This is a genomic window from Pseudomonas sp. 4CAES_32.4, from assembly GCF_058136335.1.
Window position 1 is genome coordinate 1,452,427 of sequence record NZ_CM176882.1, and the last position, 22,767, is coordinate 1,475,193.

The 22,767-nt window shown below is 60.0% G+C and carries 19 protein-coding genes; 12 read left to right on the forward strand and 7 right to left on the reverse strand.

The window, feature by feature from the left end:
* Positions 1–95 precede the first annotated feature (95 nt).
* From pcaR to pcaC, 11 genes are all read left to right on the forward strand, one after another.
* Complete coding sequence (pcaR, locus tag AC3Y64_RS06495) at positions 96–938, forward strand: pca regulon transcriptional regulator PcaR (protein WP_489986840.1); 843 nt, start codon at positions 96–98, stop codon at positions 936–938.
* 294 nt (positions 939–1,232) lie between these two features.
* Positions 1,233–2,579 carry a 4-hydroxybenzoate transporter PcaK gene (gene pcaK / locus AC3Y64_RS06500; protein WP_489986841.1) on the forward strand — a complete coding sequence of 449 codons (1,347 nt, stop codon included), beginning with the start codon at positions 1,233–1,235 and terminating at the stop codon, positions 2,577–2,579.
* 275 nt (positions 2,580–2,854) lie between these two features.
* Positions 2,855–3,712, forward strand: a complete 858-nt coding sequence (locus AC3Y64_RS06505) for a CoA transferase subunit A (protein WP_489986842.1) — start codon at positions 2,855–2,857, stop codon at positions 3,710–3,712.
* On the forward strand, positions 3,712–4,491 hold the full coding sequence (locus AC3Y64_RS06510; protein WP_489986843.1) for a CoA-transferase subunit beta: 780 nt from the start codon (positions 3,712–3,714) through the stop codon (positions 4,489–4,491). The genes AC3Y64_RS06505 and AC3Y64_RS06510 overlap by 1 nt, the downstream gene beginning before the upstream one ends.
* Complete coding sequence (pcaF, locus tag AC3Y64_RS06515) at positions 4,488–5,693, forward strand: 3-oxoadipyl-CoA thiolase (protein WP_178113685.1); 1,206 nt, start codon at positions 4,488–4,490, stop codon at positions 5,691–5,693. The genes AC3Y64_RS06510 and pcaF overlap by 4 nt, the downstream gene beginning before the upstream one ends.
* Before the next feature lie 36 nt (positions 5,694–5,729).
* Entirely contained in the window at positions 5,730–6,434 is a 705-nt protein-coding gene (gene pcaH / locus AC3Y64_RS06520) for a protocatechuate 3,4-dioxygenase subunit beta (RefSeq protein ID WP_489986844.1), read from the forward strand.
* A gap of 1 nt (position 6,435) precedes the next feature.
* Positions 6,436–7,002 carry a protocatechuate 3,4-dioxygenase subunit alpha gene (gene pcaG / locus AC3Y64_RS06525; protein ID WP_064119758.1) on the forward strand — a complete coding sequence of 189 codons (567 nt, stop codon included), beginning with the start codon at positions 6,436–6,438 and terminating at the stop codon, positions 7,000–7,002.
* A gap of 210 nt (positions 7,003–7,212) precedes the next feature.
* The gene (locus AC3Y64_RS06530; RefSeq protein WP_489986845.1) at positions 7,213–8,508 is read left to right on the forward strand and encodes an MFS family transporter; all 1,296 of its coding nucleotides are present in this window, start codon (positions 7,213–7,215) and stop codon (positions 8,506–8,508) included.
* A gap of 46 nt (positions 8,509–8,554) precedes the next feature.
* On the forward strand, positions 8,555–9,919 hold the full coding sequence (locus tag AC3Y64_RS06535; RefSeq protein ID WP_489986846.1) for a 3-carboxy-cis,cis-muconate cycloisomerase: 1,365 nt from the start codon (positions 8,555–8,557) through the stop codon (positions 9,917–9,919).
* Between the two features lie 12 nt (positions 9,920–9,931).
* The gene (gene pcaD, locus AC3Y64_RS06540; RefSeq protein ID WP_489986847.1) at positions 9,932–10,720 is read left to right on the forward strand and encodes a 3-oxoadipate enol-lactonase; all 789 of its coding nucleotides are present in this window, start codon (positions 9,932–9,934) and stop codon (positions 10,718–10,720) included.
* A 13-nt stretch (positions 10,721–10,733) separates the two neighbouring features.
* Entirely contained in the window at positions 10,734–11,126 is a 393-nt protein-coding gene (pcaC, locus tag AC3Y64_RS06545; RefSeq protein ID WP_011332825.1) for a 4-carboxymuconolactone decarboxylase, read from the forward strand.
* A 131-nt stretch (positions 11,127–11,257) separates the two neighbouring features.
* Here the strand turns inward: pcaC and AC3Y64_RS06550 are convergent, their stop codons facing one another.
* The 5 genes from AC3Y64_RS06550 to emhA all read right to left on the reverse strand — a co-directional run bounded on the left by AC3Y64_RS06550 (position 11,258) and on the right by emhA (position 19,814).
* The gene (locus AC3Y64_RS06550) at positions 11,258–12,061 is read right to left on the reverse strand and encodes a methyltransferase domain-containing protein (protein WP_489986848.1); all 804 of its coding nucleotides are present in this window, start codon (positions 12,059–12,061) and stop codon (positions 11,258–11,260) included.
* A gap of 266 nt (positions 12,062–12,327) precedes the next feature.
* Positions 12,328–13,587 (reverse strand): OprD family porin, encoded by a 1,260-nt coding sequence (locus AC3Y64_RS06555; protein WP_489986849.1) that lies wholly within the window; start codon positions 13,585–13,587, stop codon positions 12,328–12,330.
* 444 nt (positions 13,588–14,031) lie between these two features.
* On the reverse strand, positions 14,032–15,492 hold the full coding sequence (gene emhC / locus AC3Y64_RS06560) for an efflux RND transporter outer membrane subunit EmhC (protein WP_489986850.1): 1,461 nt from the start codon (positions 15,490–15,492) through the stop codon (positions 14,032–14,034).
* Positions 15,489–18,653, reverse strand: coding sequence for an efflux RND transporter permease subunit EmhB (gene emhB / locus AC3Y64_RS06565; RefSeq protein ID WP_489986851.1), 3,165 nt, complete (start codon positions 18,651–18,653; stop codon positions 15,489–15,491). The genes emhC and emhB overlap by 4 nt, the downstream gene beginning before the upstream one ends.
* 3 nt (positions 18,654–18,656) lie before the next feature.
* The gene (emhA, locus tag AC3Y64_RS06570) at positions 18,657–19,814 is read right to left on the reverse strand and encodes an efflux RND transporter periplasmic adaptor subunit EmhA (RefSeq protein ID WP_489986852.1); all 1,158 of its coding nucleotides are present in this window, start codon (positions 19,812–19,814) and stop codon (positions 18,657–18,659) included.
* Between the two features lie 266 nt (positions 19,815–20,080).
* Here emhA and emhR point away from each other — a divergent pair, with 266 nt between their 5' ends.
* A complete protein-coding gene (emhR, locus tag AC3Y64_RS06575) occupies positions 20,081–20,713 on the forward strand; it encodes an efflux system transcriptional repressor EmhR (RefSeq protein WP_158957063.1) in 633 nt (210 codons plus the stop codon).
* 309 nt (positions 20,714–21,022) lie between these two features.
* On the opposite strand, the gene AC3Y64_RS06580 is transcribed toward emhR, so the two are convergent.
* Both AC3Y64_RS06580 and AC3Y64_RS06585 read right to left on the reverse strand, forming a co-directional pair.
* Positions 21,023–21,478 (reverse strand): hypothetical protein, encoded by a 456-nt coding sequence (locus tag AC3Y64_RS06580; protein WP_489986853.1) that lies wholly within the window; start codon positions 21,476–21,478, stop codon positions 21,023–21,025.
* A gap of 221 nt (positions 21,479–21,699) precedes the next feature.
* Positions 21,700–22,749, reverse strand: a complete 1,050-nt coding sequence (locus AC3Y64_RS06585; RefSeq protein WP_489986854.1) for an alkene reductase — start codon at positions 22,747–22,749, stop codon at positions 21,700–21,702.
* Positions 22,750–22,767 lie beyond the last annotated feature (18 nt).

The window sequence follows — 22,767 nt, forward strand, 5'->3', positions numbered from 1 at the left end:
TCGATAATCGCCCAATGTTGATGGCCCGCTGCTTGTGCATCGGTCTGCGAGCCGTTTGTATAGCCATTGATCCGTGCCGGATATAAGGACAAGAAATGAACGATCAAATGCGCAATTCCTTCACCTCCGTGGCGCCGCCGATCGTCGCCTCGCCAGCCAAGCGGATTCAGGCGCTGACCGGCGACCCGGATTTCATGACCTCGCTGGCCCGTGGCCTGGCCGTGGTGCAGGCCTTTCAGGAGCGCAAACGCCATCTGACCATCGCGCAGATCAGCCACCGCACGGAAATTCCCCGCGCCGCCGTGCGCCGTTGCCTGCACACCTTGATCAAACTCGGCTACGCCACCACCGACGGGCGCACCTATTCATTGCTGCCGAAAGTGCTGACCCTGGGCCACGCCTATTTATCTTCAACGCCTTTGGCCGTGTCCGCGCAGCCCTACCTCGACCGCATGAGCGAGCAATTGCACGAAGCCTGCAACATGGCCACGCTCGAGGGCGACGACATTCTCTACATCGCGCGCTCGGCCACCACGCAGCGGCTGATTTCGGTCGATCTGTCGGTGGGTGGACGTTTACCGGCGTATTGCACCTCCATGGGGCGGATTCTGCTCGCAGCACTGGACGACACGTCGCTGCGCGAATATCTCGATCACGCCGAACTGGTCGCCAAGACCAGTCGCACGATCCATACCCCCGATGCATTGCTCGAATGCCTGCAGGAAGTGCGGCAACAGGGCTGGTGCATCGTCGATCAGGAACTGGAGCAAGGCCTGCGCTCGATTGCCGTGCCGGTCTACGATGCCTCGGGCCAAGTCGTCGCAGCGCTCAACGTCAGCACCCACGCCGGTCGTGTCAGCCGTACCGAGTTGGAACAACGCTTCCTGCCGAGCCTGCTCAGCGCCAGTCGCGACCTCAGCGCGCAGTTGTTCGCCTGAGGAAGCTGTTCGATAAACGCACAGTGTTGCGTTTATCGAATTGACGCTAAAACCCTCGGATCATTAATGTCGCGGCAGCGTCATCCGGCGCAGATGTGAATGAGCCTGCCGGACTGTCGACTCCCATAATAATGACAAGAGGCAACTCACCATGCGCACGCTCCCCGACTGTCTCCGCTCTAACCGCTGTTGCCGGGTTCACCGCAACGCCTGATTCCAACCTTCTATTCTTGTAGCTGTGCCGCTCCCTGGCCGGCCGCCGTTCGACTGCGTTTTTTGCGTGGAATAAAAATAATGAACCAGCCTCAGTCCGCTGTGGGTAACTGCCTCGACGTGCAGACCTTCATCAATGCCCAACCGATCTCGCGCTATCAATGGCGGGTGGTGATTCTGTGTTTCCTGATTGTGTTCCTCGATGGCCTCGACACCGCCGCGATGGGCTTCATTGCCCCGGCGCTGTCGCAGGACTGGGGCATCGACCGCGCCAGCCTCGGCCCGGTGATGAGCGCCGCGTTGATCGGCATGGTCTTCGGCGCACTCGGTTCCGGCCCTTTGGCTGACCGCTTTGGGCGAAAAGTCGTACTCGTCGGTGCCGTGGTTCTGTTCGGTGCTTTCAGCCTCGCGTCGGCGTACAGCACCAACGTTGAACAACTGCTGGTGCTGCGCTTCCTCACCGGCTTGGGTCTGGGCGCCGGGATGCCGAACGCCACCACGCTGCTCTCGGAATACACCCCGGAGCGCAAGAAGTCGCTGCTGGTGACCAGCATGTTCTGCGGCTTCAACCTCGGCATGGCCGGCGGCGGGTTCATTTCCGCCAAGCTGATCCCGGCGTTCGGCTGGCACAGTCTGCTAATGATCGGCGGGATCCTGCCGCTGATCCTCGCCGTGGTGTTGCTGTTCTGGCTACCGGAATCGGCGCGCTACCTCGTCGTGCGTAACCGTGGCACTGACAAAGTGCGCAAGACCCTGGCGCCGATCGATCCGGTCACCGTCGCCCAAGCCTCGAGCTTCAGTGTGCCGGAACAGAAAACCGTCAAGGCGCGCAACGTGTTTGCGGTGATCTTCTCCGGCACTTACAGCACCGGCACTTTGCTGCTGTGGCTGACCTATTTCATGGGCCTGGTGATTGTTTACCTGCTGACCAGTTGGCTGCCGACGCTGATGCGTGACAGCGGCGCGAGCATGGAGCAAGCCGCGTTCATCGGTGCGTTGTTCCAGTTCGGCGGGGTTTTGAGCGCAGTGGCTGTGGGATGGGCGATGGATCGCTTCAATCCGCACAAGGTCATCGGCGTTTTCTACCTGCTGGCCGGGGTGTTTGCCTACGCGGTGGGGCAGAGCCTGGGGAATATCACCTTGCTGGCGACCTTGGTGCTGGTGGCGGGGATGTGTGTCAACGGCGCGCAATCGGCGATGCCGTCGCTGGCGGCGCGGTTCTATCCGACCCAAGGGCGGGCGACTGGCGTGTCGTGGATGCTCGGGATTGGCCGGTTTGGCGCGATTCTCGGCGCATGGATGGGCGCCACATTGTTGGGCCTGGGCTGGAATTTCGAGCAGGTGCTGACGGCGTTGGTGATTCCGGCGGGTCTGGCGACAGCGGCAGTGCTGATCAAAGGCATGGTCAGCCATGCGGATGCGACCTGAGTTTGAGCACCTGATCGTTCCCACGCTCCGCGTGGGAACGCCTCATTGGACGCTCCGCGTCCGCTTTTGGGACGCGGAGCGTCCCGGACTGCATTCCCACGCGGAGCGTGGGAACGATCATTGTTAGGCAAACAACAATCTGTTCGATAAACGAACACTCAGTCGATTATCGGATTGTTTGGCGATTTTCCCAGGCTTAATCTGCAGTGACTCCGGCGCTGAACCTCGCGCCTTTTTATCACTGGCGATTCATTACAAAAACAGGAGCCCGCTCCATGGCTGAGATCCTTTCGCTGCACGACGCGGTGAAGCAATTCGTCAACGACGGCGACACCGTCGCACTCGAAGGCTTCACTCACTTGATTCCGACAGCTGCGGGTCATGAAATCATTCGTCAGGGCAAGAAGGATCTGACACTGGTGCGGATGACGCCTGACCTGATCTACGACCAACTGATCGGCGCCGGTTGCGCCCGCAAACTGATTTTCTCCTGGGGCGGCAACCCTGGCGTGGGTTCGCTGCACCGTCTGCGCGATGCGGTCGAGAAACAATGGCCGCAGCCGCTGGAAATCGAAGAACACAGCCACGCCGACCTGGCGAATGCCTACGTCGCCGGCGCCTCCGGCCTGCCGTTCGCGGTGCTGCGCGCCTATGCCGGTTCCGATCTGCCGAAGGTCAATCCGCTGATCAAGACAGTGACCTGCCCGTTCACCGGTGAAGTGTTGGCGGCCGTGCCGTCGGTGCGTCCCGATGTGACCGTGATCCACGCGCAGAAAGCCGACCGCAAGGGCAACGTGTTGCTGTGGGGCATTCTCGGCGTGCAGAAAGAAGCCGCGCTGGCCGCCAAACGCTGCATCGTCACCGTGGAAGAAATCGTCGACGATCTCAACGCGCCGATGAACTCTTGTGTATTGCCGACCTGGGCCTTGAGCGCGGTCTGCCACGTACCCGGCGGCGCACATCCGTCCTACGCCCACGGTTACAACGAGCGTGACAATCGTTTCTATCAGGCGTGGGATCCGATCGCCCGCGACCGTGAGACGTTTACCGCGTGGATCAACGAATACATCCATGGCTGCGCTGATTTCAGCGAGTTCCAGGCCAAGTTGGCCGCTGCTTCGGAGGCCAAGTAATGACTTACACCACCAATGAAATGATGACCGTCGCGGCGGCCCGTCGCCTGAAGAACGGCTCGGTGTGCTTCGTCGGCATCGGCCTGCCGTCGAAAGCCGCCAACCTGGCGCGCCTGACTTCTTCGCCAGACGTGGTGCTGATCTACGAATCGGGCCCGATTGGCGCCAAGCCGAGCGTATTGCCGCTGTCCATCGGTGACGGCGAGCTGGCGGAAACCGCCGACACTGTCGTGCCGACCAGTGAGATTTTTCGCTATTGGTTGCAGGGCGGGCGCATCGACGTCGGTTTTCTCGGTGCTGCGCAGGTCGACCGTTTCGGCAACATCAACACCACCGTGGTCGGCGATTACTTCTCGCCGAAAGTGCGTCTGCCGGGTGCCGGTGGCGCGCCGGAAATTGCCGGTTCGGCGAAAAGCGTATTGATCATCCTTAAACAGTCGGCGCGTTCGTTTGTCGACAAGCTCGATTTCATCACCTCGGTCGGTCACGGCGAGGGCGGCGATTCGCGCAAACGTCTGGGCCTGCCGGGCGCCGGGCCGGTCGGCATCATCACTGACCTGTGCATCATGGAACCGGAAGAAGGTACTCACGAATTCGTCGTCACCGCTTTGCACCCGGGCGTGACCCGCGAGCAAGTGGTCGCGGCCACCGGTTGGGCGATTCGTTTTGCTGACAGCGTCGAAACCACCGCTGAGCCGACCGACGTCGAACTGACCGCGCTGCGCGATCTCGAAGCGCGCACCGCCGCCGCCCACGGCCAGGCACCGGGAGAAGCATGATGCGTGACGTTTATATCTGCGACGCGATTCGCACGCCGATCGGCCGTTTCGGCGGCGGATTGTCCGCCGTTCGCGCCGATGACCTGGCCGCAGTGCCGATCAAGGCCCTGATGGAGCGCAATCCCTCGGTGGACTGGAACGCCATCGACGAAGTCTTCCTCGGTTGCGCCAATCAGGCCGGCGAAGATAACCGTAATGTCGCGCGCATGGCGCTGCTGCTGGCGGGCCTGCCGGAAACCGTTCCGGGCGTGACCCTCAATCGCCTCTGCGCTTCGGGCATGGACGCGATCGGCACCGCATTTCGTGCCATCGCCAGCGGCGAGATGGAGCTGGCGATTGCCGGTGGCGTCGAGTCGATGTCCCGCGCACCGTTCGTGATGGGCAAGGCTGATGCAGCGTTCTCGCGCAACATGAAACTCGAAGACACCACCATCGGCTGGCGTTTCATCAACCCGCTGATGAAGGCGCAATACGGCGTCGACGCCATGCCGCAGACCGCCGACAACGTCGCCGACGACTATAAAGTGTCGCGCGCCGATCAGGACGCTTTCGCCCTGCGCAGTCAGCAACGTACCGCCGCCGCGCAGGCTGCCGGCTACTTCGCCGAAGAAATCGTCGAAGTGCGGATCGCCCATAAGAAAGGCGAAACCGTGGTCAGCCAGGACGAACATCCGCGTGCCGATACCACTATTGAAGCGTTGACCAAGTTGAAACCGGTCAACGGCCCGGATAAAACCGTCACCGCCGGCAATGCTTCCGGCGTCAACGACGGTGCCGCCGCGCTGATTCTCGCTTCCGCCGAAGCGGTGAAAAAACATGGCCTGACCGCCCGCGCGAAAGTGCTCGGCATGGCCAGCGCCGGTGTGGCCCCGCGAGTGATGGGCATCGGCCCAGTGCCGGCGGTGCGCAAGTTGATCGAGCGTCTCGGCGTCGCGGTCAGCGATTTCGACGTGATCGAACTCAACGAAGCGTTTGCCAGCCAAGGCTTGGCGGTGCTGCGTGAACTGGGTCTGGCGGATGACGCTGCACAGGTCAACCCGAACGGCGGGGCGATTGCTCTCGGCCACCCGTTGGGCATGAGCGGTGCGCGTCTGGTGCTGACCGCGCTGCATCAGCTGGAAAAGACCGGCGGCAAGAAAGGTCTGGCGACCATGTGCGTCGGTGTCGGCCAAGGTCTGGCCCTGGCCATCGAACGCGTCTGACGCAAGCCGTGACGAAAAAGAACAGAGGAAAGCGACATGTCTGACAAGCCTGGTTACCGTCGTCCGCAGGAAGGCACTCAGCCTGAGTACCTGCACCCGACGTATCAATCCACCAACCTGCGTTCGCCGTCGAAGCCGTTGGTGTTTCTGCCGCATTCGCTGTCGGAAATCACCGGGCCGACCATCGGCGCCGAGCGTGTAGGCGATACCGATAACGACCTGACCGCCCAGCATGAAGGCGAACCACAGGGCGAGCGCATCATCATTCACGGCCGCGTGCTCGACGAAAATGGTCTGCCGGTGCCGGGGATTCTGGTGGAGATCTGGCAGGCCAACGCTGCCGGTCGTTACAACCACAAGCGCGACGTGCACGACGCGCCGCTCGACCCGAACTTCACCGGCACCGGCCGCACTGTCACCGATGCTGACGGCTGGTATCAGTTCCAGACCATCAAGCCCGGCGCCTATCCGTGGGGCAACCACCACAACGCCTGGCGTCCGGCGCACATCCACTTTTCGCTGTTCGGGCCGAGCATCCTGACGCGACTGGTCACGCAAATGTATTTCCCGGGCGACCCGCTGCTGGCCTACGACCCGATCTACAACTGCGTGCCGGACACCTCGGCCAAGGAACGCCTGATCGCCAGTTTCGATCTGGAAAAAACCATTCCGTCCTACGCCCTCGGTTATCGCTGGGACATCGTGCTGCGCGGGCGTGAAGCCACGCCGATGGAGAAATAAGATGACGCTGACTGCGACCACGTCCCACACCGTCGGGCCGTATTACCACATCGGTCTGACCTGGCTGAACCGCGAAGACCTCACCGTCGAACAAACCCTCGGCGAGCGCGTGGCGATTACCGGGCAAGTGGTGGATGGCAATGGCGATGTCGTCAACGATGCCATGCTCGAAGTCTGGCAGGCCAACGCCGCCGGCAAATACGACCACCCGGAAGACGAACAGGACAAACCGCTCGATCCGAATTTCGAAGGCTTTGGCCGGGTGCCGGTGGACGCTGAAGGGCGTTTCCGTTTCACCACGATCAAACCGGGTACGGTTGAAGGGCTGAAGGGCTCGACTCAGGCGCCGCACTTGGTGGTGCTGGTGTTTGCCCGTGGTTTGGTCAAGCACCTGCTGACGCGGATTTATTTTGAAGGCGAGCCGGCCAACGTTGATGATCCGTTGCTCGAATGTGTGCCAGCCGAGCGTCGCAGTACGTTGCTGGCGAAGAAGGATGCGTCGGGTGTTTACCAGTGGAATGTGATTCTGCAGGGCACCGATGCCGAGACCGTGTTCTTCGATTATTGAGATCAAAAGATCGCAGCCTGCGGCAGCTCCTACATGATTGTTCCCACGCTCCGCGTGGTAATGCCGCCATGGACGCTCCGCGTCCACTGTGACGCGGAGCGTCACCGGATGCGTTACCACGCAGAGCGTGGGAACGATCGATATAGGATGTGGAACGGGACTGTTGCAAAGTATGTCTAGACTCTCACTGTCCCTATCGAGTGAAAAACAATGACAACCACCACCTCCCATTACACCGGTGAAGAGCGCAGCAAGCGCATCTTTGCCATTGTCGGCGCTTCGTCCGGCAACCTCGTCGAATGGTTCGACTTCTACGTATACGCCTTTTGCGCGATCTATTTCGCCCCGGCGTTTTTCCCCTCCGACAACCCCACCGTACAACTGGTCAACACCGCCGGCGTGTTCGCTGCCGGCTTCCTGATGCGCCCGATCGGCGGCTGGATTTTCGGTCGGGTCGCCGATAAGCACGGGCGCAAGAATTCGATGCTCATCTCGATTCTGATGATGTGCTTCGGCTCGTTGCTGATCGCCTGCTTGCCGACCTATAAAGATATCGGCGTCTGGGCGCCGGTCTTGCTGTTGTTTGCGCGTCTGCTGCAAGGCCTGTCGGTTGGCGGCGAGTACGGCACCACCGCGACCTACATGAGCGAAGTCGCGCTCAAGGGCCAGCGCGGATTTTTCGCCTCGTTCCAATACGTGACCCTGATCGGCGGGCAACTGCTGGCGGTGTCGCTGGTAGTGATCCTGCAGCAATTCCTCACCGAAGAAGATTTGCGCGCCTACGGCTGGCGGATTCCGTTCGTGGTCGGTGCGGTGGCGGCGCTGATTTCGCTGTTCCTGCGTCGTTCGCTGAAAGAAACCACCAACAAGGAAACCCGCGCGCACAAAGACGCCGGCAGCATCAGCGCGCTGTTCCGCGATCACAAAGCCCCGTTCATCACCGTGCTTGGTTATACCGCCGGTGGCTCGCTGATTTTCTACACCTTCACCACGTACATGCAGAAGTATCTGGTCAACACTGCCGGCATGCACGCCAAGACCGCCAGCTACATCATGACCGGCGCGCTGTTCCTTTATATGTGTATGCAGCCGCTGTTCGGCATGCTCGCTGACAAGATCGGTCGACGTAATTCGATGCTCTGGTTCGGCGCGCTCGGCACGTTGTTCACCGTGCCGATTCTGTTGAGCCTGAAAAGCGTCAGCAGTCCGTTTCTCGCGTTTGTCTTGATCACTGTGGCGCTGGCGATTGTCAGTTTCTACACCTCGATCAGTGGTCTGGTGAAAGCTGAAATGTTCCCGCCGGAAGTCCGCGCCCTCGGTGTCGGTCTGGCCTATGCGGTGGCGAATGCGATCTTCGGCGGTTCGGCGGAATTCGTCGCCCTGAGCCTGAAGAACATCGGCATGGAAAACTCCTTCTACTGGTACGTGACGGCCATGATGGCGATCGCCTTCCTGTTCAGTCTGCGCTTGCCGAAACAGGCAGCGTACTTGCACCACGATCTCTAACCCGATGCGCGCGGGCCGTGATGGCCCGCGCCTGCAAGGACTGTTTATGACTCAGCGACCGGGCAATCAATTGTTCGATGCCTACTTCACTGCCCGCAATATGCGCGAAGTGTTCTGCGATCAGGGCCGTGTGCAGGCGATGCTCGACTTCGAAGCCGCGTTGGCCAGGGCCGAGGCGCGGGTCGGGTTGATTCCGGCTTCGGCGGTGGCGCCGATTGCGGCCGCTTGCAGCGCTGATCTGTATGACTTCGCAGCGCTGGGCGAGGCGATCGCCACGGCGGGCAATTCGGCGATTCCGCTGGTCAAGGCGTTGGGCAAGCAGATTGCGGCTAGCGATTCTGAAGCCGAACGTTACGTGCATTTGGGCGCAACCAGTCAGGACGTAATGGATTCCGGGCTGGTGCTGCAATTGCGTCAGGCGCTGGACCTGATTGAAAGCGATCTGGCGCAACTGGCCGAATCCCTCGCGACCCAGGCGCAACGTCATGCCACTACGCCGCTGGCCGGACGCACCTGGCTGCAACACGCGACGCCAGTGACTTTGGGCATGAAAATCGCCGGGTGGTTGGGGGCTGTCACTCGCAGCCGCCAACGTCTGCGCGAACTCAAACCGCGCCTGCTGGTGCTGCAATTCGGCGGCGCATCGGGGACGCTCGCGGCACTTGGCGAACAGGCCCTGCCGATTGCAGAAGCTTTGGCGGAGGAGCTGCAACTGACTTTGCCGGAACAGCCGTGGCACACCCAACGTGATCGCGTGGTCGAGTTCGGCGCGGTGCTCGGTTTGATCGCCGGCAGCCTCGGCAAATTCGGTCGCGACATCAGCCTGTTGATGCAGACCGAAGCGGCAGAAGTGTTCGAGCCATCGGCGCCGGGCAAGGGTGGCTCATCGACCATGCCGCACAAACGCAACCCGGTGGGTGCGGCGGTGTTGATCGGCGCGGCGACGCGGGTTCCGGGTCTGGTCTCGACGCTGTTCAGCGCGATGCCGCAAGAGCACGAACGTAGCCTCGGCTTGTGGCATGCAGAATGGGAAACCCTGCCGGAGATTTGCTGCCTGGTGTCGGGTTCGCTGCAACAGGCTCGCTTGTTGGCCGATGGTCTCGAAGTGGACTCCGTACGCATGGCGCGCAACCTCGAATTGACCCAAGGGCTGGTGCTGGCCGAAGCGGTGAGCATCGTGCTTGCGCAACGGGTTGGCCGCGACACCGCGCATCATCTGCTTGAACAATGCTGCAAACGCGCGGTGGCAGAGCAGCGCCATTTGCGCGCCGTGCTCGGTGACGAACCGCAAGTCACCGCTGAACTGAGCAGCGCTGAACTGGATCATCTTTTGAACCCCGCCCATTACCTCGGTCAGGCGCAAACCTGGGTCGAGCGTGCGGTGGCCGAACACAACGCATTGTCTGTCTGAAAGGAGAGGGCTGTGGCTTTCGTTCAACTCGCCGATGGCGAACTGCACTATCAAATCGAGGGCCCGGTCGATGCACCGGTGCTGGTGCTGTCCAACTCGCTGGGCACCGATCTGCACATGTGGGACGCGCAGATGCCGGCGTTCACCGAGCATTTTCGCGTGCTGCGTTTCGACACCCGTGGCCATGGTCAATCGCTGGTGACGCCAGGGCCGTACAGCATCGAACAACTCGGTCACGACGTCCTTGGCCTGCTGGATGCATTGCACATCGAGCAAGCGCATTTCTGCGGGCTGTCGATGGGCGGCTTGATCGGCCAATGGCTGGGGATCAACGCCGGGCATCGTCTGCACAAGCTGATCGTCTGCAACACAGCGGCAAAAATCGGCGATCCGTCGGTGTGGAATCCACGCATCGAAACCGTGCTGCGCGACGGTGCGGCAGCGATGGTTGCGCTGCGTGATGCGTCGATTGCCCGTTGGTTTACTCCTGACTTTTCCGCAGCGCATCCGGCGGTGGCCAAGCAGATTACCGACATGCTCGCCGCCACTTCGCCTGAAGGTTACGCGGCCAATTGCGCGGCGGTGCGTGATGCCGATTTCCGTGAGCAACTGGCCTCGATCAACGTGCCGCTGCTGGTGATTGCCGGCACCGAAGATGCGGTGACGCCGCCGTCCGGTGGGCATTTCATCCAAGAGCACGTGCGCGGTGCCGAGTACGCCGAGTTCTACGCGGCGCACCTGTCCAACGTGCAGGCTGGCGCGGATTTCAGTGATCGTGTGTTGGCGTTTCTGAACGCCTGATAAGGGGATTTTCGTGGACGAGAAACAACGTTACGACGACGGCATGCAGGTACGCCGTGCTGTGCTCGGTGATGCGCATGTCGATCGCAGCCTGACCACGCTGACCGAGTTCAACTCGGAGTTTCAAGAGATGATCACCCGGCATGCCTGGGGCGATATCTGGACGCGTCCGGGCTTGCCTCGGCACACCCGCAGTTTGATCACCATCGCCATGCTGATCGGCATGAACCGCGAAGGTGAGCTGAAACTGCATTTGCGCGCGGCGGCGAATAATGGGGTGAGCCGTGGCGAGATCAAGGAGGTGATCATGCAGAGCGCGATTTATTGCGGGATACCGGCGGCGAATGCGACGTTTCATCTGGCTGAGTCGGTGTGGGATGAGTTGGGTACCGAATCCCGCGAGTAATGTTGCCTGAGCTGGCGCCATCGCTGGCAAGCCAGCTCCCACAGGGATTTTCAGCGAACACATATTTTGTGCACACCTGAACAACCTGTGGGAGCTGGCTTGCCAGCGATAGCGGCAGTGGCCGCGACGAATTAAACCGTGGCGACAATAAATATCCGCTTGAACGCAAACAACGTATGCCCATCCGCCTCCTGCGGATAATGCGCGTGCACGCGCATCAGAAAATGATAGATAAACCGCGCCTGCTCCTCTGAATCCAGCGCCTGCATCACCGGCCGCAGCGCCGAGACCTTCACCCAGTCGTACACCGGCGATTTACCGTCAATCACCTGCAATTGCTCGGTCTCCCAGATGTCCAGCGACGTGGTCATCGGCGCAAGCAAGCGGTAGTAATCCTCCAGCGCCAGCAACGGTCGCGCCGCCATGCGCTGGCGCAGTTCTCGTGTGCCCAAAGGTGTGCCGGCGGGTCCGCCGTCTTCGAGCGTGTCGAGCATCAGCCGATACCACAACGCGTCGCGCCAGTCGGGCATGTGCGCCGCCAGACAGCCGCCCGGATTGAGCTGGCCCAACAGGCGCGGCAACAGCGTTTCGTGGTCGTCGATGAAGTGCAGCACGGCGGCGAACAGCAGATCCGCGGGTTGTTCCGGTTGCCAGTCGAGCACATCGCAGTGTCGCCATAACACCTCGATCGGCAGGCACCGTGCCTGGTCCAGCATCTGCGCGGAACTGTCGATGTCTTGCAACTGTGCACGGGGCCAGCGCTCGGCCAACAATTGCGTGGCGATGCCGGTGCCGCAGCCGAGGTCGATGATGCTTTGGGGATTTTGCAGGTCGATGCGGTCGAGCAATTCGTTGACCGGGCGTTGCCTGAGACGGGAAAACTGCTGGTACGCCTTGGCGTCCCAGTCGGGTGCTGCTTTGAGTCGAGTGATCATGAGGTGGTCCTCTGGTGATCGATGCTGTCTTCCGATGACAACCTGGCTCACTACTGGGGGACCAACTACAACAAACGGAAGCGGGAAGGGTGAAGCGCCTGAATCCTTCAGGTTTTGTCACTCTACCCGGCGGCCAACAAAGCGCCACTTCTCCTGACCAATGGCACAAAACCCCTGTAGGAGCTGCCGAAGGCTGCGATCTTTTGATCTTGTTTTTAAGATCAAAGTCAAAAGATCGCAGCCTTCGGCAGCTCCTACAGTGGGGGTTACAGGAGGCTGATCGGGTAGCTGACGATCAAGCGGTTCTCATCGAACTCGTTGTTGCTGAAATCACGACGCATGGTCGAGTTGCGCCATCTGAAGTTCAGATCCTTGAGCGTGCCGCTCTGCACGGTGTAGCCCAGTTCCGATTCGCGGCCCCATTCCTTGCCATCGGTGATCGTCCCGGTGTGTACGTTGTCGCCGCTGATGTAGCGGTTCATCAGGGTCAGGCCGGGGACGCCGAGCGCGGCGAAGTTGTAGTCGTGACGCAGTTGCCAGGAGCGTTCCTGTGCGTTGTCATAACTGGCGTTGTAGCTGTCGTTGGCCAGGGTGCCGCCACTGGTGCCGTTGACGCGCATCCACGCGCTGTCACCGGTGAGTTTCTGCAGGCCAACGTAGAAGGTGTTGCCGCCGTATTTGGCCGAGAACATTCCCGACCAGGTCTTGTTGTCCAGATCGCCGGCGCGGGCGCTGCCGTCGTCCTTGCCATAGAAAAAGCCAAGGTTGGCGCCCAGCGTCCAGTCGCCGAGCGGCTGGCTGTGGATCAAATTGATGTATTGCTGGCTGTAGATGTCCTTGAGTTCAGCGTTCCACAGGCCGATCTGCGTGCGCTTTTCATTGAACACGTATTCGCCGCCCTGAAAGTTGAAGCGATCAGAGGTGAACGCAGGTTTTCCGGTCATCGACATGTCAGTCATGCTGCTGTCGTCGCGCGGGCTGTTGGCGCGGAACTGGCCGCCGTAAAGGGTGAGGCCGTCGATTTCCTTCGAGGTGATCTGGCCGCCACGGAAAGTTTGCGGCAGCGAGCGACCGTCGTCCGAACGCAGGATCGGTAGCACGGGCATCCACTCGCCGACCTTCACTTCGGTCTGGGAAAGCTTGGCCTTGAAGGCGACATTGGTGCGACCGAAGTTGTCTGCCGGTCGGCCATCGCGATCCAGCGGCAGCAATTGCGTGCCACCGGTGCCTTTACCGCCATCGAGTTTCACCGAGTACAAGCCCAACACGTCCATGCCGAAACCGACGGTGCCTTGGGTGAAGCCGGATTTGGCGTCGAGGATGAAGTTCTGTGTCCACTCTTCAGCCTTGCCCTGGGCCTTGGTCGGGTTGGTGAAGTTGCGGTTGATGTAGAAGTTGCGCAGGTTCAGGTTGACCTTGGCGCCCTCGACGAAGCCGGCTTCTTCAGCGGCAACGGGCAGCGCCGCGCCGGCCAGGGCCAGTGCGATCAGGCCGGGAAATGCGTAAGGCGCAGGGGAGGTGGTCATGGCTCGGGTCTCTCTTGTTTTTTTAGGGCGAACGGGGGGTGCTGCGGCCGTTTTTTTACGGTGCAGATGTGAGCGGTCTTCAGGGGATGAAACGAAGGTAGTCAGCCGGATCGGGCAGGGCGCGGGAGCATGGTGTCGAACCTGATGTTATTGGTTTTGTTGGTCGAATGGTGCGGGGGGCGGAGGTTTTGATTCAATTGGTAAAAGCGGGTTTTGGGCGATTATCGAACGCAAGATTGAGCAGGATTTTACGATAGATCTCAGGGCCTCATCGCTGGCAAGCCAGCTCCCGCAGGTTTTTGCGTCGTTCCCAATTGTGGGTACACCACAGAACATTGTGGGAGCTGGCTTGCCAGCGATGGGGCCAGTGCAGACACCTGCATTTTTCCGCAGACAACAAAAAGCCCACCAATCGGTGGGCTCCTTGTGTTCACGCGATGATGATCAGAACAGCTTCATCTTCGGTGCTTCTTCTTTCAGCGATTCGTTCTGCGCGGTCTGCGCATTCCAGCCACCACCCAAGGCCTTGTACAGGTTGACCGCACTGGTCAACTGCGCGAGGCGGTCGGTGATCAGCGCTTGTTGCGCGCTGAACAACTGACGCTGGGCATCGAGGAAGGTCAGGTTGCTGTCGACGCCGATACGGTAGCGACGTTCGGCCAGACGGTAGTAATCCTGGTTGGCCTGAACGAAGTCACGCTGCGCTTGCAGCTGCTCGGTGTAGGTCTGGCGGGCGGCCAGGCCGTCGGCGACTTCCTGGAAGGCCGTTTGAATGGACTTCTCGTAGTTCGCCACGCCGATGTCCTTCTGGATCTCGGCGGCATCGAGGCTGGCGCGCAGGCTGCCAGCGTTGAAGATCGGCAGGTTGATCTGCGGCGCGAACAGCCATGTCCCCGATCCACCCTTGAACAGGCCGGACAGGTCCGGGCTCAGGCTGCCCGCGTTGGCGGTCAGGCTGATGCTCGGGAAGAACGCAGCACGGGCCGCGCCGATGTTGGCGTTGGCCGCTTTCAGGTTGTACTCGGCTTGCAGGATGTCCGGACGACGTTGCAGCAGGTCCGAAGGCAAACCCGGCGGTACGTCGCTGAGCAGGTCATCCGACAACGGTTTGGCCGCTTGCAGATTGGCCGGGATACCGGTGCCGAGCAGCAGGGTCAGGCTGTTTTCGTCCTGTGCCACCTGGCGGGTGTAACGCGCCAGTTGGGCCCGGGCGTTCTCCACGGAAGTGCGCGACTGCGCCAGATCCAGCGCCGAAGCCACACCGACTTCGTTGCTGCGCGAGGTCAGCTTGTAGCTTTCTTCGAAGGCACCGAGGGTGTCTTGCGTCAGCTTGAGCAGTTCCTTGTCCGCTTGCCAGGTCAGGTAAGCGTTGGCGACGCTGGCGACCAGACTGATCTGGGTGCTGCGACGCGCTTCTTCCGTGGCGAAGTATTGTTGCAAGGCTTGTTCGCTCAGGCTGCGAACCCGACCGAACAGGTCGAGTTCGTAGGCACTGATGCCGACGGTGGCGGAGTACGAGCTGGTAATGCCCGACTCGCCAGTCTGCGAGGCACGCGCCGGCAGACGCTGGCGGCTGCCGGCAGCGTTAGCCGACACCGCCGGGAACAGGTCGGCGCGCTGGATGCGGTATTGAGCCGCGTAAGCGTCGATGTTCAGCGCCGCGACACGCAGGTCGCGGTTGTTTTCCAGAGAGACCTGGATCAGCTGTTGCAGCGCAGGGTCATGGAAAAACTGCTTCCAGCCCTGCTCGGCAGCGGCCTGCGCCGGTGCCTGGGCCGGCGAATACGCCGGCCCCTGCGGGTACTGACCTGCGACCGGAGCCTCAGGCTGCTGATAATCAGGTATCAGCGAGCAACCGCTCAGCACGAAGGCGGCGACTGCGATGGAGAGTAGCGACTTGCTCATTGGCCAGCCTCTTTAGGAGTTTCAGTCGTCTCATCCTCGTCAGCGACTTTGCGCTTGCCGATGGACGAAACCGTAACGAAGAACAGTGGGACCCAGAAGATCGCGAGTACGGTAGCGGTGATCATACCGCCAATTACCACGGTGCCGATGGCATGCTGGCTGCCCGAGCCGGCGCCTGTGGAAATTGCCAGAGGCACTACGCCGAGGATGAACGCCAGCGACGTCATGATGATCGGACGCAGACGCATGCGGCAAGCTTCGATGGCAGCGTCGCGCAGACTGGCGCCCTGTTCATGCAACTCCTTGGCGAACTCGACGATCAGAATGGCGTTTTTCGCTGCCAGACCAATGGTCGTCAACAGACCCACCAGGAAGTACACGTCGTTGGACAGCCCGCGCAGACTGGTCGCCAGCAAGGCACCGATGATCCCCAGCGGAACCACGAGCACCACGGCAATCGGAATCGACCAGCTCTCATAGAGAGCCGCCAGGCACAGGAACACCATCAGCAGCGACAGCGCAAACAGTGCCGGCGCCTGCGAACCTGCCAGACGTTCCTCATAGGACAGCCCCGTCCAGGAGATGCCTACGCCTTTGGGCAGTTTCGCGGCAATGGCTTCGACCTCGGCCATGGCTTCACCCGTGGAGTAACCCGGAGCCGGGGCACCGAGAATTTCCACCGCTTCGACACCGTTGTAGCGCGAGAGCTTCGGCGAACCGTAGATCCACTCGCCCTTGGCGAATGCCGAGAACGGAACCATGGTGCCGCTGGCGTTGCGTACATACCACTTCTTCAGGTCTTCCGGGCTCATGCGCGAATCCGGCTGGCCTTGTACATACACCTTCTTCACTCGACCACGGTCGATGAAGTCGTTGACGTAGCTACTGCCCAAGGCAATCGACAAGGTGTTGTTGATGTCGCTGATGGTAACGCCCAGCGCACTGGCCTTCTCGTCATCGATTTCCAGCTGGAATTGCGGTTCGTCATTCAGACCGTTCGGACGCACCTGCGACAACACTTTGCTCTGCGCCGCCATGCCGAGGAACTGGTTGCGTGCCTCCATCAGTTTTTCATGACCGATGCCGGCGCGGTCCTGCAGGAACACGTCGAAACCGGTGGCGTTACCCAACTCCAGTACTGCCGGCGGGGCGAAGGCGAACACCATCGCATCACGGAAGGTAAAGAAGTGCTGCTGGGCGCGAGCCGCCAGCTTGAACACGCTGTTGTCGGCGTTACGCTCATCCCATGGTTTGAGCATGATGAACGCCATACCCGAGCTCTGACCACGGCCGGCGAAGTTGAAACCGGTCACGGTGAACACCGAGGCAACGGTATCACCTTCACCGCCATCCTTGGTCGGACGCAGCAGGTATTCACGCATTTCATCCACGACCACCTGAGTGCGCTGGGCACTGGAACCGGCCGGGGTCTGCACTTGAGCGAACAGTACGCCCTGGTCCTCTTCCGGCAGGAAGGAGGACGGGATGCGCATGAACAGCCAGATCATGCCGATCAGGATCAGCGCGTAGGCCAGCAGATACGGTACTTTCTGGCGCAGGATATTGCCGACGCCGCGCTCGTAGCTTTTGACGCTACGATCGAAATTGCGGTTGAACCAGCCGAAAAAGCCTTTCTTCGGCGTGCCGTGCTCACCATGGGCAATCGGCTTGAGCATGGTCGCGCAGAGTGCCGGTGTGAAGACCAGCGCTACCAGCACCGACAGGGCCATGGCCGAGACGATGGTGATCGAGAACTGCTTGTAGATCACGCCGGTCGAGCCGCCGAAGAACGCCATCGGCAGCAGAACCGCCGACAGTACCAGTGCGATACCGACCAGTGCGCCCTGGATCTGGCCCATGGATTTTTTGGTCGCTTCCTTCGGTGACAGGCCTTCTTCAGCCATCACCCGCTCGACGTTTTCCACCACGACGATGGCGTCGTCCACCAGCAATCCGATGGCCAGTACCATGCCGAACATGGTCAGGGTGTTGATGCTGAAACCGGCGGCGGCGAGGATGCCGAACGTACCGAGCAATACCACCGGCACGGTCATCGTGGTGATGACGGTAGCGCGGAAGTTTTGCAGGAACAGGAACATCACCAGGAACACCAGCACGACCGCTTCGACCAGCGTGTGAACCACGCCTTTGATCGACTCTGTCACCACTGGCGTGGTGTCGTACGGGAATACCACTTCCATGCCTTGCGGGAAGAAAGGCTTGAGGCCGTCGATGGTGGTGCGCAAGGCCTTGGCCGTGTCGAGGGCGTTGGCGCCGTTGGCCAGTTTCACCGCCAGACCGGAGGCCGGGCTGCCGTTGAACTGAGCACTGATGGCGTAGCTTTCACCACCCAGACCGACATCGGCGACGTCTTTGAGGCGAACCTGTGAGCCGTCCTTGTTGACCTTGAGCAGGATTTCCTTGAACTGCTCGGCAGTTTGCAGACGGGTCTTGCCGATGATCGTTGCGTTGAGTTGCTGGCCCTGCACGGCAGGCAAACCGCCGAGCTGGCCGGATGAGACCTGGACGTTCTGCGCCGCGATGGCTGTCTTCACGTCGATCGGAGTCAGATTGAAGTTGTTCAGCTTGGCCGGATCGAGCCAGATGCGCATCGCGTACTGGGCACCGAAGACCTGGAAGTCACCCACACCAGCAGTCCGCGAAATCGGATCCTGCATGTTCGACACGATGTAGTTGGACAGGTCGTCCTTGGTCATGCTGCCGTCACGCGATACCACGCCGATCACCAGCAGGAAGTTTTTCACTGCCTTGGTCACGCGGATACCTTGTTGCTGCACTTCCTGCGGCAACAGCGGGGTGGCCAGGTTCAGCTTGTTCTGAACCTGAACCTGCGCGGTGTCGGAGTTGGTGCCTTGCTCGAAGGTCGCGGTGATGGTCATGCTGCCGTCGGAGTTACTTTCCGAGGACACATAACGCAAGTTGTCGATACCGTTGAGCTGCTGCTCGATCACCTGGACCACGGTGTCCTGCACGGTTTGCGCCGAAGCGCCCGGGTAGGTCACGGAGATCGCAATGGCCGGCGGCGCAATGCTCGGGTACTGGTTGATCGGCAATTTCAGGATTGAAAGTGCCCCGACCAGCATGATCACCAGGGCGATTACCCAGGCGAAAATCGGACGGTCGATGAAGAATTTTGACATGAGTTACTCCCCTTTGCCGCCAGCGGCTTTGTCAGCTGCCTGTGCGGGGGCCGGGTTTTTTGCGCCGACATTGGTCGCTTCGGTCGGTTTGACCTCGGCACCGGGTTTGACGAATTGCAGGCCTTCGGTGATCAGTCGATCGCCGGCCTTCAAACCGTCTTCGATCAGCCACTGACTGCCAACGGTGCGGCTGGCTTTCAACTGGCGCAGCTCAACCTTGTTGTCCGGGCCGACGACCAGTGCGGTCGGCGTGCCTTTGAGGTCGCGCGTCACGCCTTGTTGTGGCGCGAGGATCGCAGCGCTGTTCACACCGGCTTGCAACTGCGCGTGGACGAACATGCCCGGCAGCAAAGTGTGATCCGGGTTCGGGAACACGGCGCGCAGAGTCACGGAACCGGTGGTCTGATCGACCGACACTTCGGAGAATTCCAGCTTACCGTCGAGCTTGTATTGGCTGCCGTCTTCGAGGGTCAGTTTGACCGCAGCGGCGTTGTCGCCAGCTTTTTGGAGACGACCGCTTTCCAGCTCGCGGCGCAGTTCCAGCAATTCCACCGAGGACTGAGTGACATCGACGTAGATCGGATCCAGCTGCTGGATCACGGCCATGGCGTCGGTCTGGCCGTTGCTGACCAGTGCACCTTCGGTGACCGAAGAACGGCCAATTCGGCCAGAGATCGGCGCGTAAACCTTGGTGTAACGCACGTTGATCTGCGCGGTCTGCAATGACGCTTCCGATTGCAGACGGTTGGACAGCGCGGTGTCGTATTCCTGACGGCTGACGGCCTGCTCATCGACCAGTTGCTTGTAGCGGTCGGAGATCGACTTGGTCGAACGCAGGTTGGCTTCGGCGCTTTTCAGGGTCGCTTCATAGACCGACGGATCGATCTGATACAGCTGCTGGCCGGCTTTGACATCGCCGCCTTCCTTGAACAGACGCTTGAGAATGATGCCGTTGACCTGTGGACGCACTTCAGCGATGCGGAACGCACTGGTGCGACCTGGCAGCTCGGAGGTGAGGGTAAAGGCTTGTGGTTGCAGGGTGACGACGCCGACCTGAGGGGGCGGAGCGGCCGGTGCCGCTTCTTCCTTTTTACATCCGCTGAGCAGCGATGCCAGGGCGACGGCAGTGACCAGAGCGGTAACAGCTGGCTTGAATTGCATGAAGATCCTCGGGTCAGGCGCGCAAATAGCGCACAAGAAGTGTGTAAGGGTAAAAAATGGGTACCGGGTGGATAAGTAGCTTGCTAAGGAATATACTTACGTTCATGGTTGTTTGTAAACACCTTGGCGTCGTACCCACCCTGTTACAAAACGCGTCGCAAGGTTTGAAATTGTAGGCCGGGGAGCCGATTCACGAGAGATCGCCCCCACTTTATTCAGCGGATATTCAGCCATCCCTGAAACATCCTGTTTGAGGTTTTACTGCCATGGTCCGTCGTACCAAAGAGGAAGCTCAAGAAACCCGCAGCCAGATTCTGGAAGCGGCGGAGAAAGCCTTTTATGAAAGGGGCGTCGCCCGGACGACCCTGGCGGACATTGCGACCCTGGCCGGCGTGACGCGTGGCGCTATCTATTGGCATTTCAGCAATAAGGCCGATCTGCTGCAGGCCATGCTCGACACGCTGCATGAAACCCTGGATGAATTGGCCAAGGCCAGCGAAAGCGAGGACGAACTCGATCCGCTGGGCTGCATGCGCCAATTGCTGATTCATTTGTTTCATCAAGTTGCGCTGGACCCGAAAACCCGGCGCATCAACGAAATTCTGTTTCATAAGTGCGAGTTCACCGATGAAATGTGCGATTTGCGCCAGCAGCGCCGGGTGGCCAGTCTCGATTGCAATGAGCGCATCGGGCTGACCCTGCGTAATGCGGTAAATCGCGGCCAGTTGCCGGAAGATCTCGACACTGCCCGTGCGGCCATCAGCATTCACGCTTACATCGATGGCCTTCTGTATGGATGGCTTCTGGCGCCGGACAGCTTTGAGCTGCATGCCGAGGCTGAGCGTTGGGTCGATACAGGGTTGGATATGCTGCGCCTGAGCCCCAGCCTGCGCAAATGAAACAAAATGCGTAATTGGCACAGCTTATGTCAATTGGCCTGCTTTTATATACGTTGGCGGGGGCGGAGTTTATACGTAGCGAGCTACGCATTTTGTAGGGAAATTGTGTCTGTGTTGTGAAGCCTTGTGAGTGTGCCTGGCTCCCAGCGCCTTTGCGTGTTCGAAGGCCGTGTCTGGATCGGCTGAGGCGAGCAAGATTAAAGATCGTTTAATGTCCGGGTTGATCAAGCGCCAAATGACAAGAGCCCTGACTCGTTCGAGACAGGGCTGTAGATCAATACTCAGTAGAGTTCGAAGTTAATCACTTTCTTATTTGGCCAAATCCATCATGACGAGTTTTACACCGAAATTATAAGGTGCTTTAGGGGACGCTTCGGCGAAATCAATGATGCAGCCGACGCGCTCTTTGCCCAACGAGCCGCTTTCGTTTTTATGCGTCGCATTGATTTCCTTGCCAACTTTGGCTAACGAAATATAAGCGTAGAAGTTGCAGGACTTATCCCCTGCGGTAAAAATCGCGCCGTGGCCGAAAGCGTTGGTGTCACCGTCACGCATATTGCTGATTTGGAAGTCATGACCGAAGGTGAACGTCTTGGTGGTGTTGGGTTCGACGCGCTCGGCACCGTGCGCAGTGCTAACGATGGTTTGTTCGGTTTGATTGTGAATGGTGTATGTAATGACCGTCTGTTCGGCTTTTGCAGAAAGTGCAGCAAAAGAGCAGGTCATGGCCAGTGCGAGTGTTGTAAGAACTTTTGGGTGTTTCATGTTTATCTTCCTTGAATAGTTGGTTTGCGCCAAATGAGATGATGTATCTGAGTATCGGGGTTGTTGGCGGTGTTGTAACGTTAGAGTGTATTGGTGTCTTCTGGAAGTTTAAAAAAGTTTCGCTGTGTTGCAGTTGCAAGTTAAGTTGTTTAAATAAAAAAGCCCCCGACTTTCACAAGTCAGGGGCTTTTGCATTTCTGCTGCGTGGTGCTGAATAACGCTTACAGCGTCGGATAGTCGATGTAGCCGACCGGACCTTTGGCGTAGAACAGCTCTGGACGCGCATCGTTCAGCGGCGCATCAGCCTGCAAACGAGCTGGCAGATCAGGGTTGGCAATGAATGGCACACCGAACGCCACGGCATCAGCCTTACCGCTGGCCAACCATTGGTTGGCGCTGTCTTTGGTGAATTTTTCGTTGGCGATGTACGGGCCGCCGAACGCTTCTTTGAGTTGCGGGCCGAGGCTGTCGGCGCCTTCTTTCTCACGGGAGCAGATGAACGCGATGCCGCGTTTGCCCAGCTCACGCGCGACGTAGGTGAAGGTTTCTGCCAGGTTGTCATCGCCCATGTCGTGGGAGTCAGCGCGCGGTGCCAGGTGCACACCGACACGGCCAGCGCCCCAGACTTCGATCGCCGCGTCAGTCACTTCCAGCAGTAGGCGCGCACGGTTTTCCAGAGAACCACCGTAGTTGTCGGTGCGCTGGTTAGTGCTGCTTTGCAGGAACTGGTCGAGCAAGTAACCGTTGGCGCCGTGGATTTCCACGCCGTCGAAACCGGCGGCTTTGGCGTTTTCGGCACCGGTGCGGTAGGCGTCGACAATGTCGGCGATTTCAGCGCTTTCCAGTGCGCGTGGGGTTGGGTAATCGGCCATTGGGCGAACCAGGCTGACGTGGCCTTTTGGTTGAATGGCGCTCGGTGCAACCGGCGCTTCACCGTTGAGGTACGACGGGTGGGAAACCCGGCCGACGTGCCACAGTTGCAGGAATATCTTGCCGCCCGCGCCGTGAATGGCTTTGGTGACGTTGGCCCAGCCACGCACCTGATCGTTGGACCAGATGCCCGGGGTGTCCGGGTAACCCACGCCCATTGGCGTCACCGAAGTGGCTTCGCTGAGGATCAGGCCGGCGGAAGCGCGCTGTACGTAATATTCAGCCATCAGCGCGTTTGGCACGCGGCCTTCGTCGGCGCGGCAGCGGGTCAGTGGGGCCATGATGATGCGGTTGGCCAGTTCGACGTCGCCGAGTTTGATTGGATCGAAAATAGTTGTCATGTCTACAAGCCTCGTAAG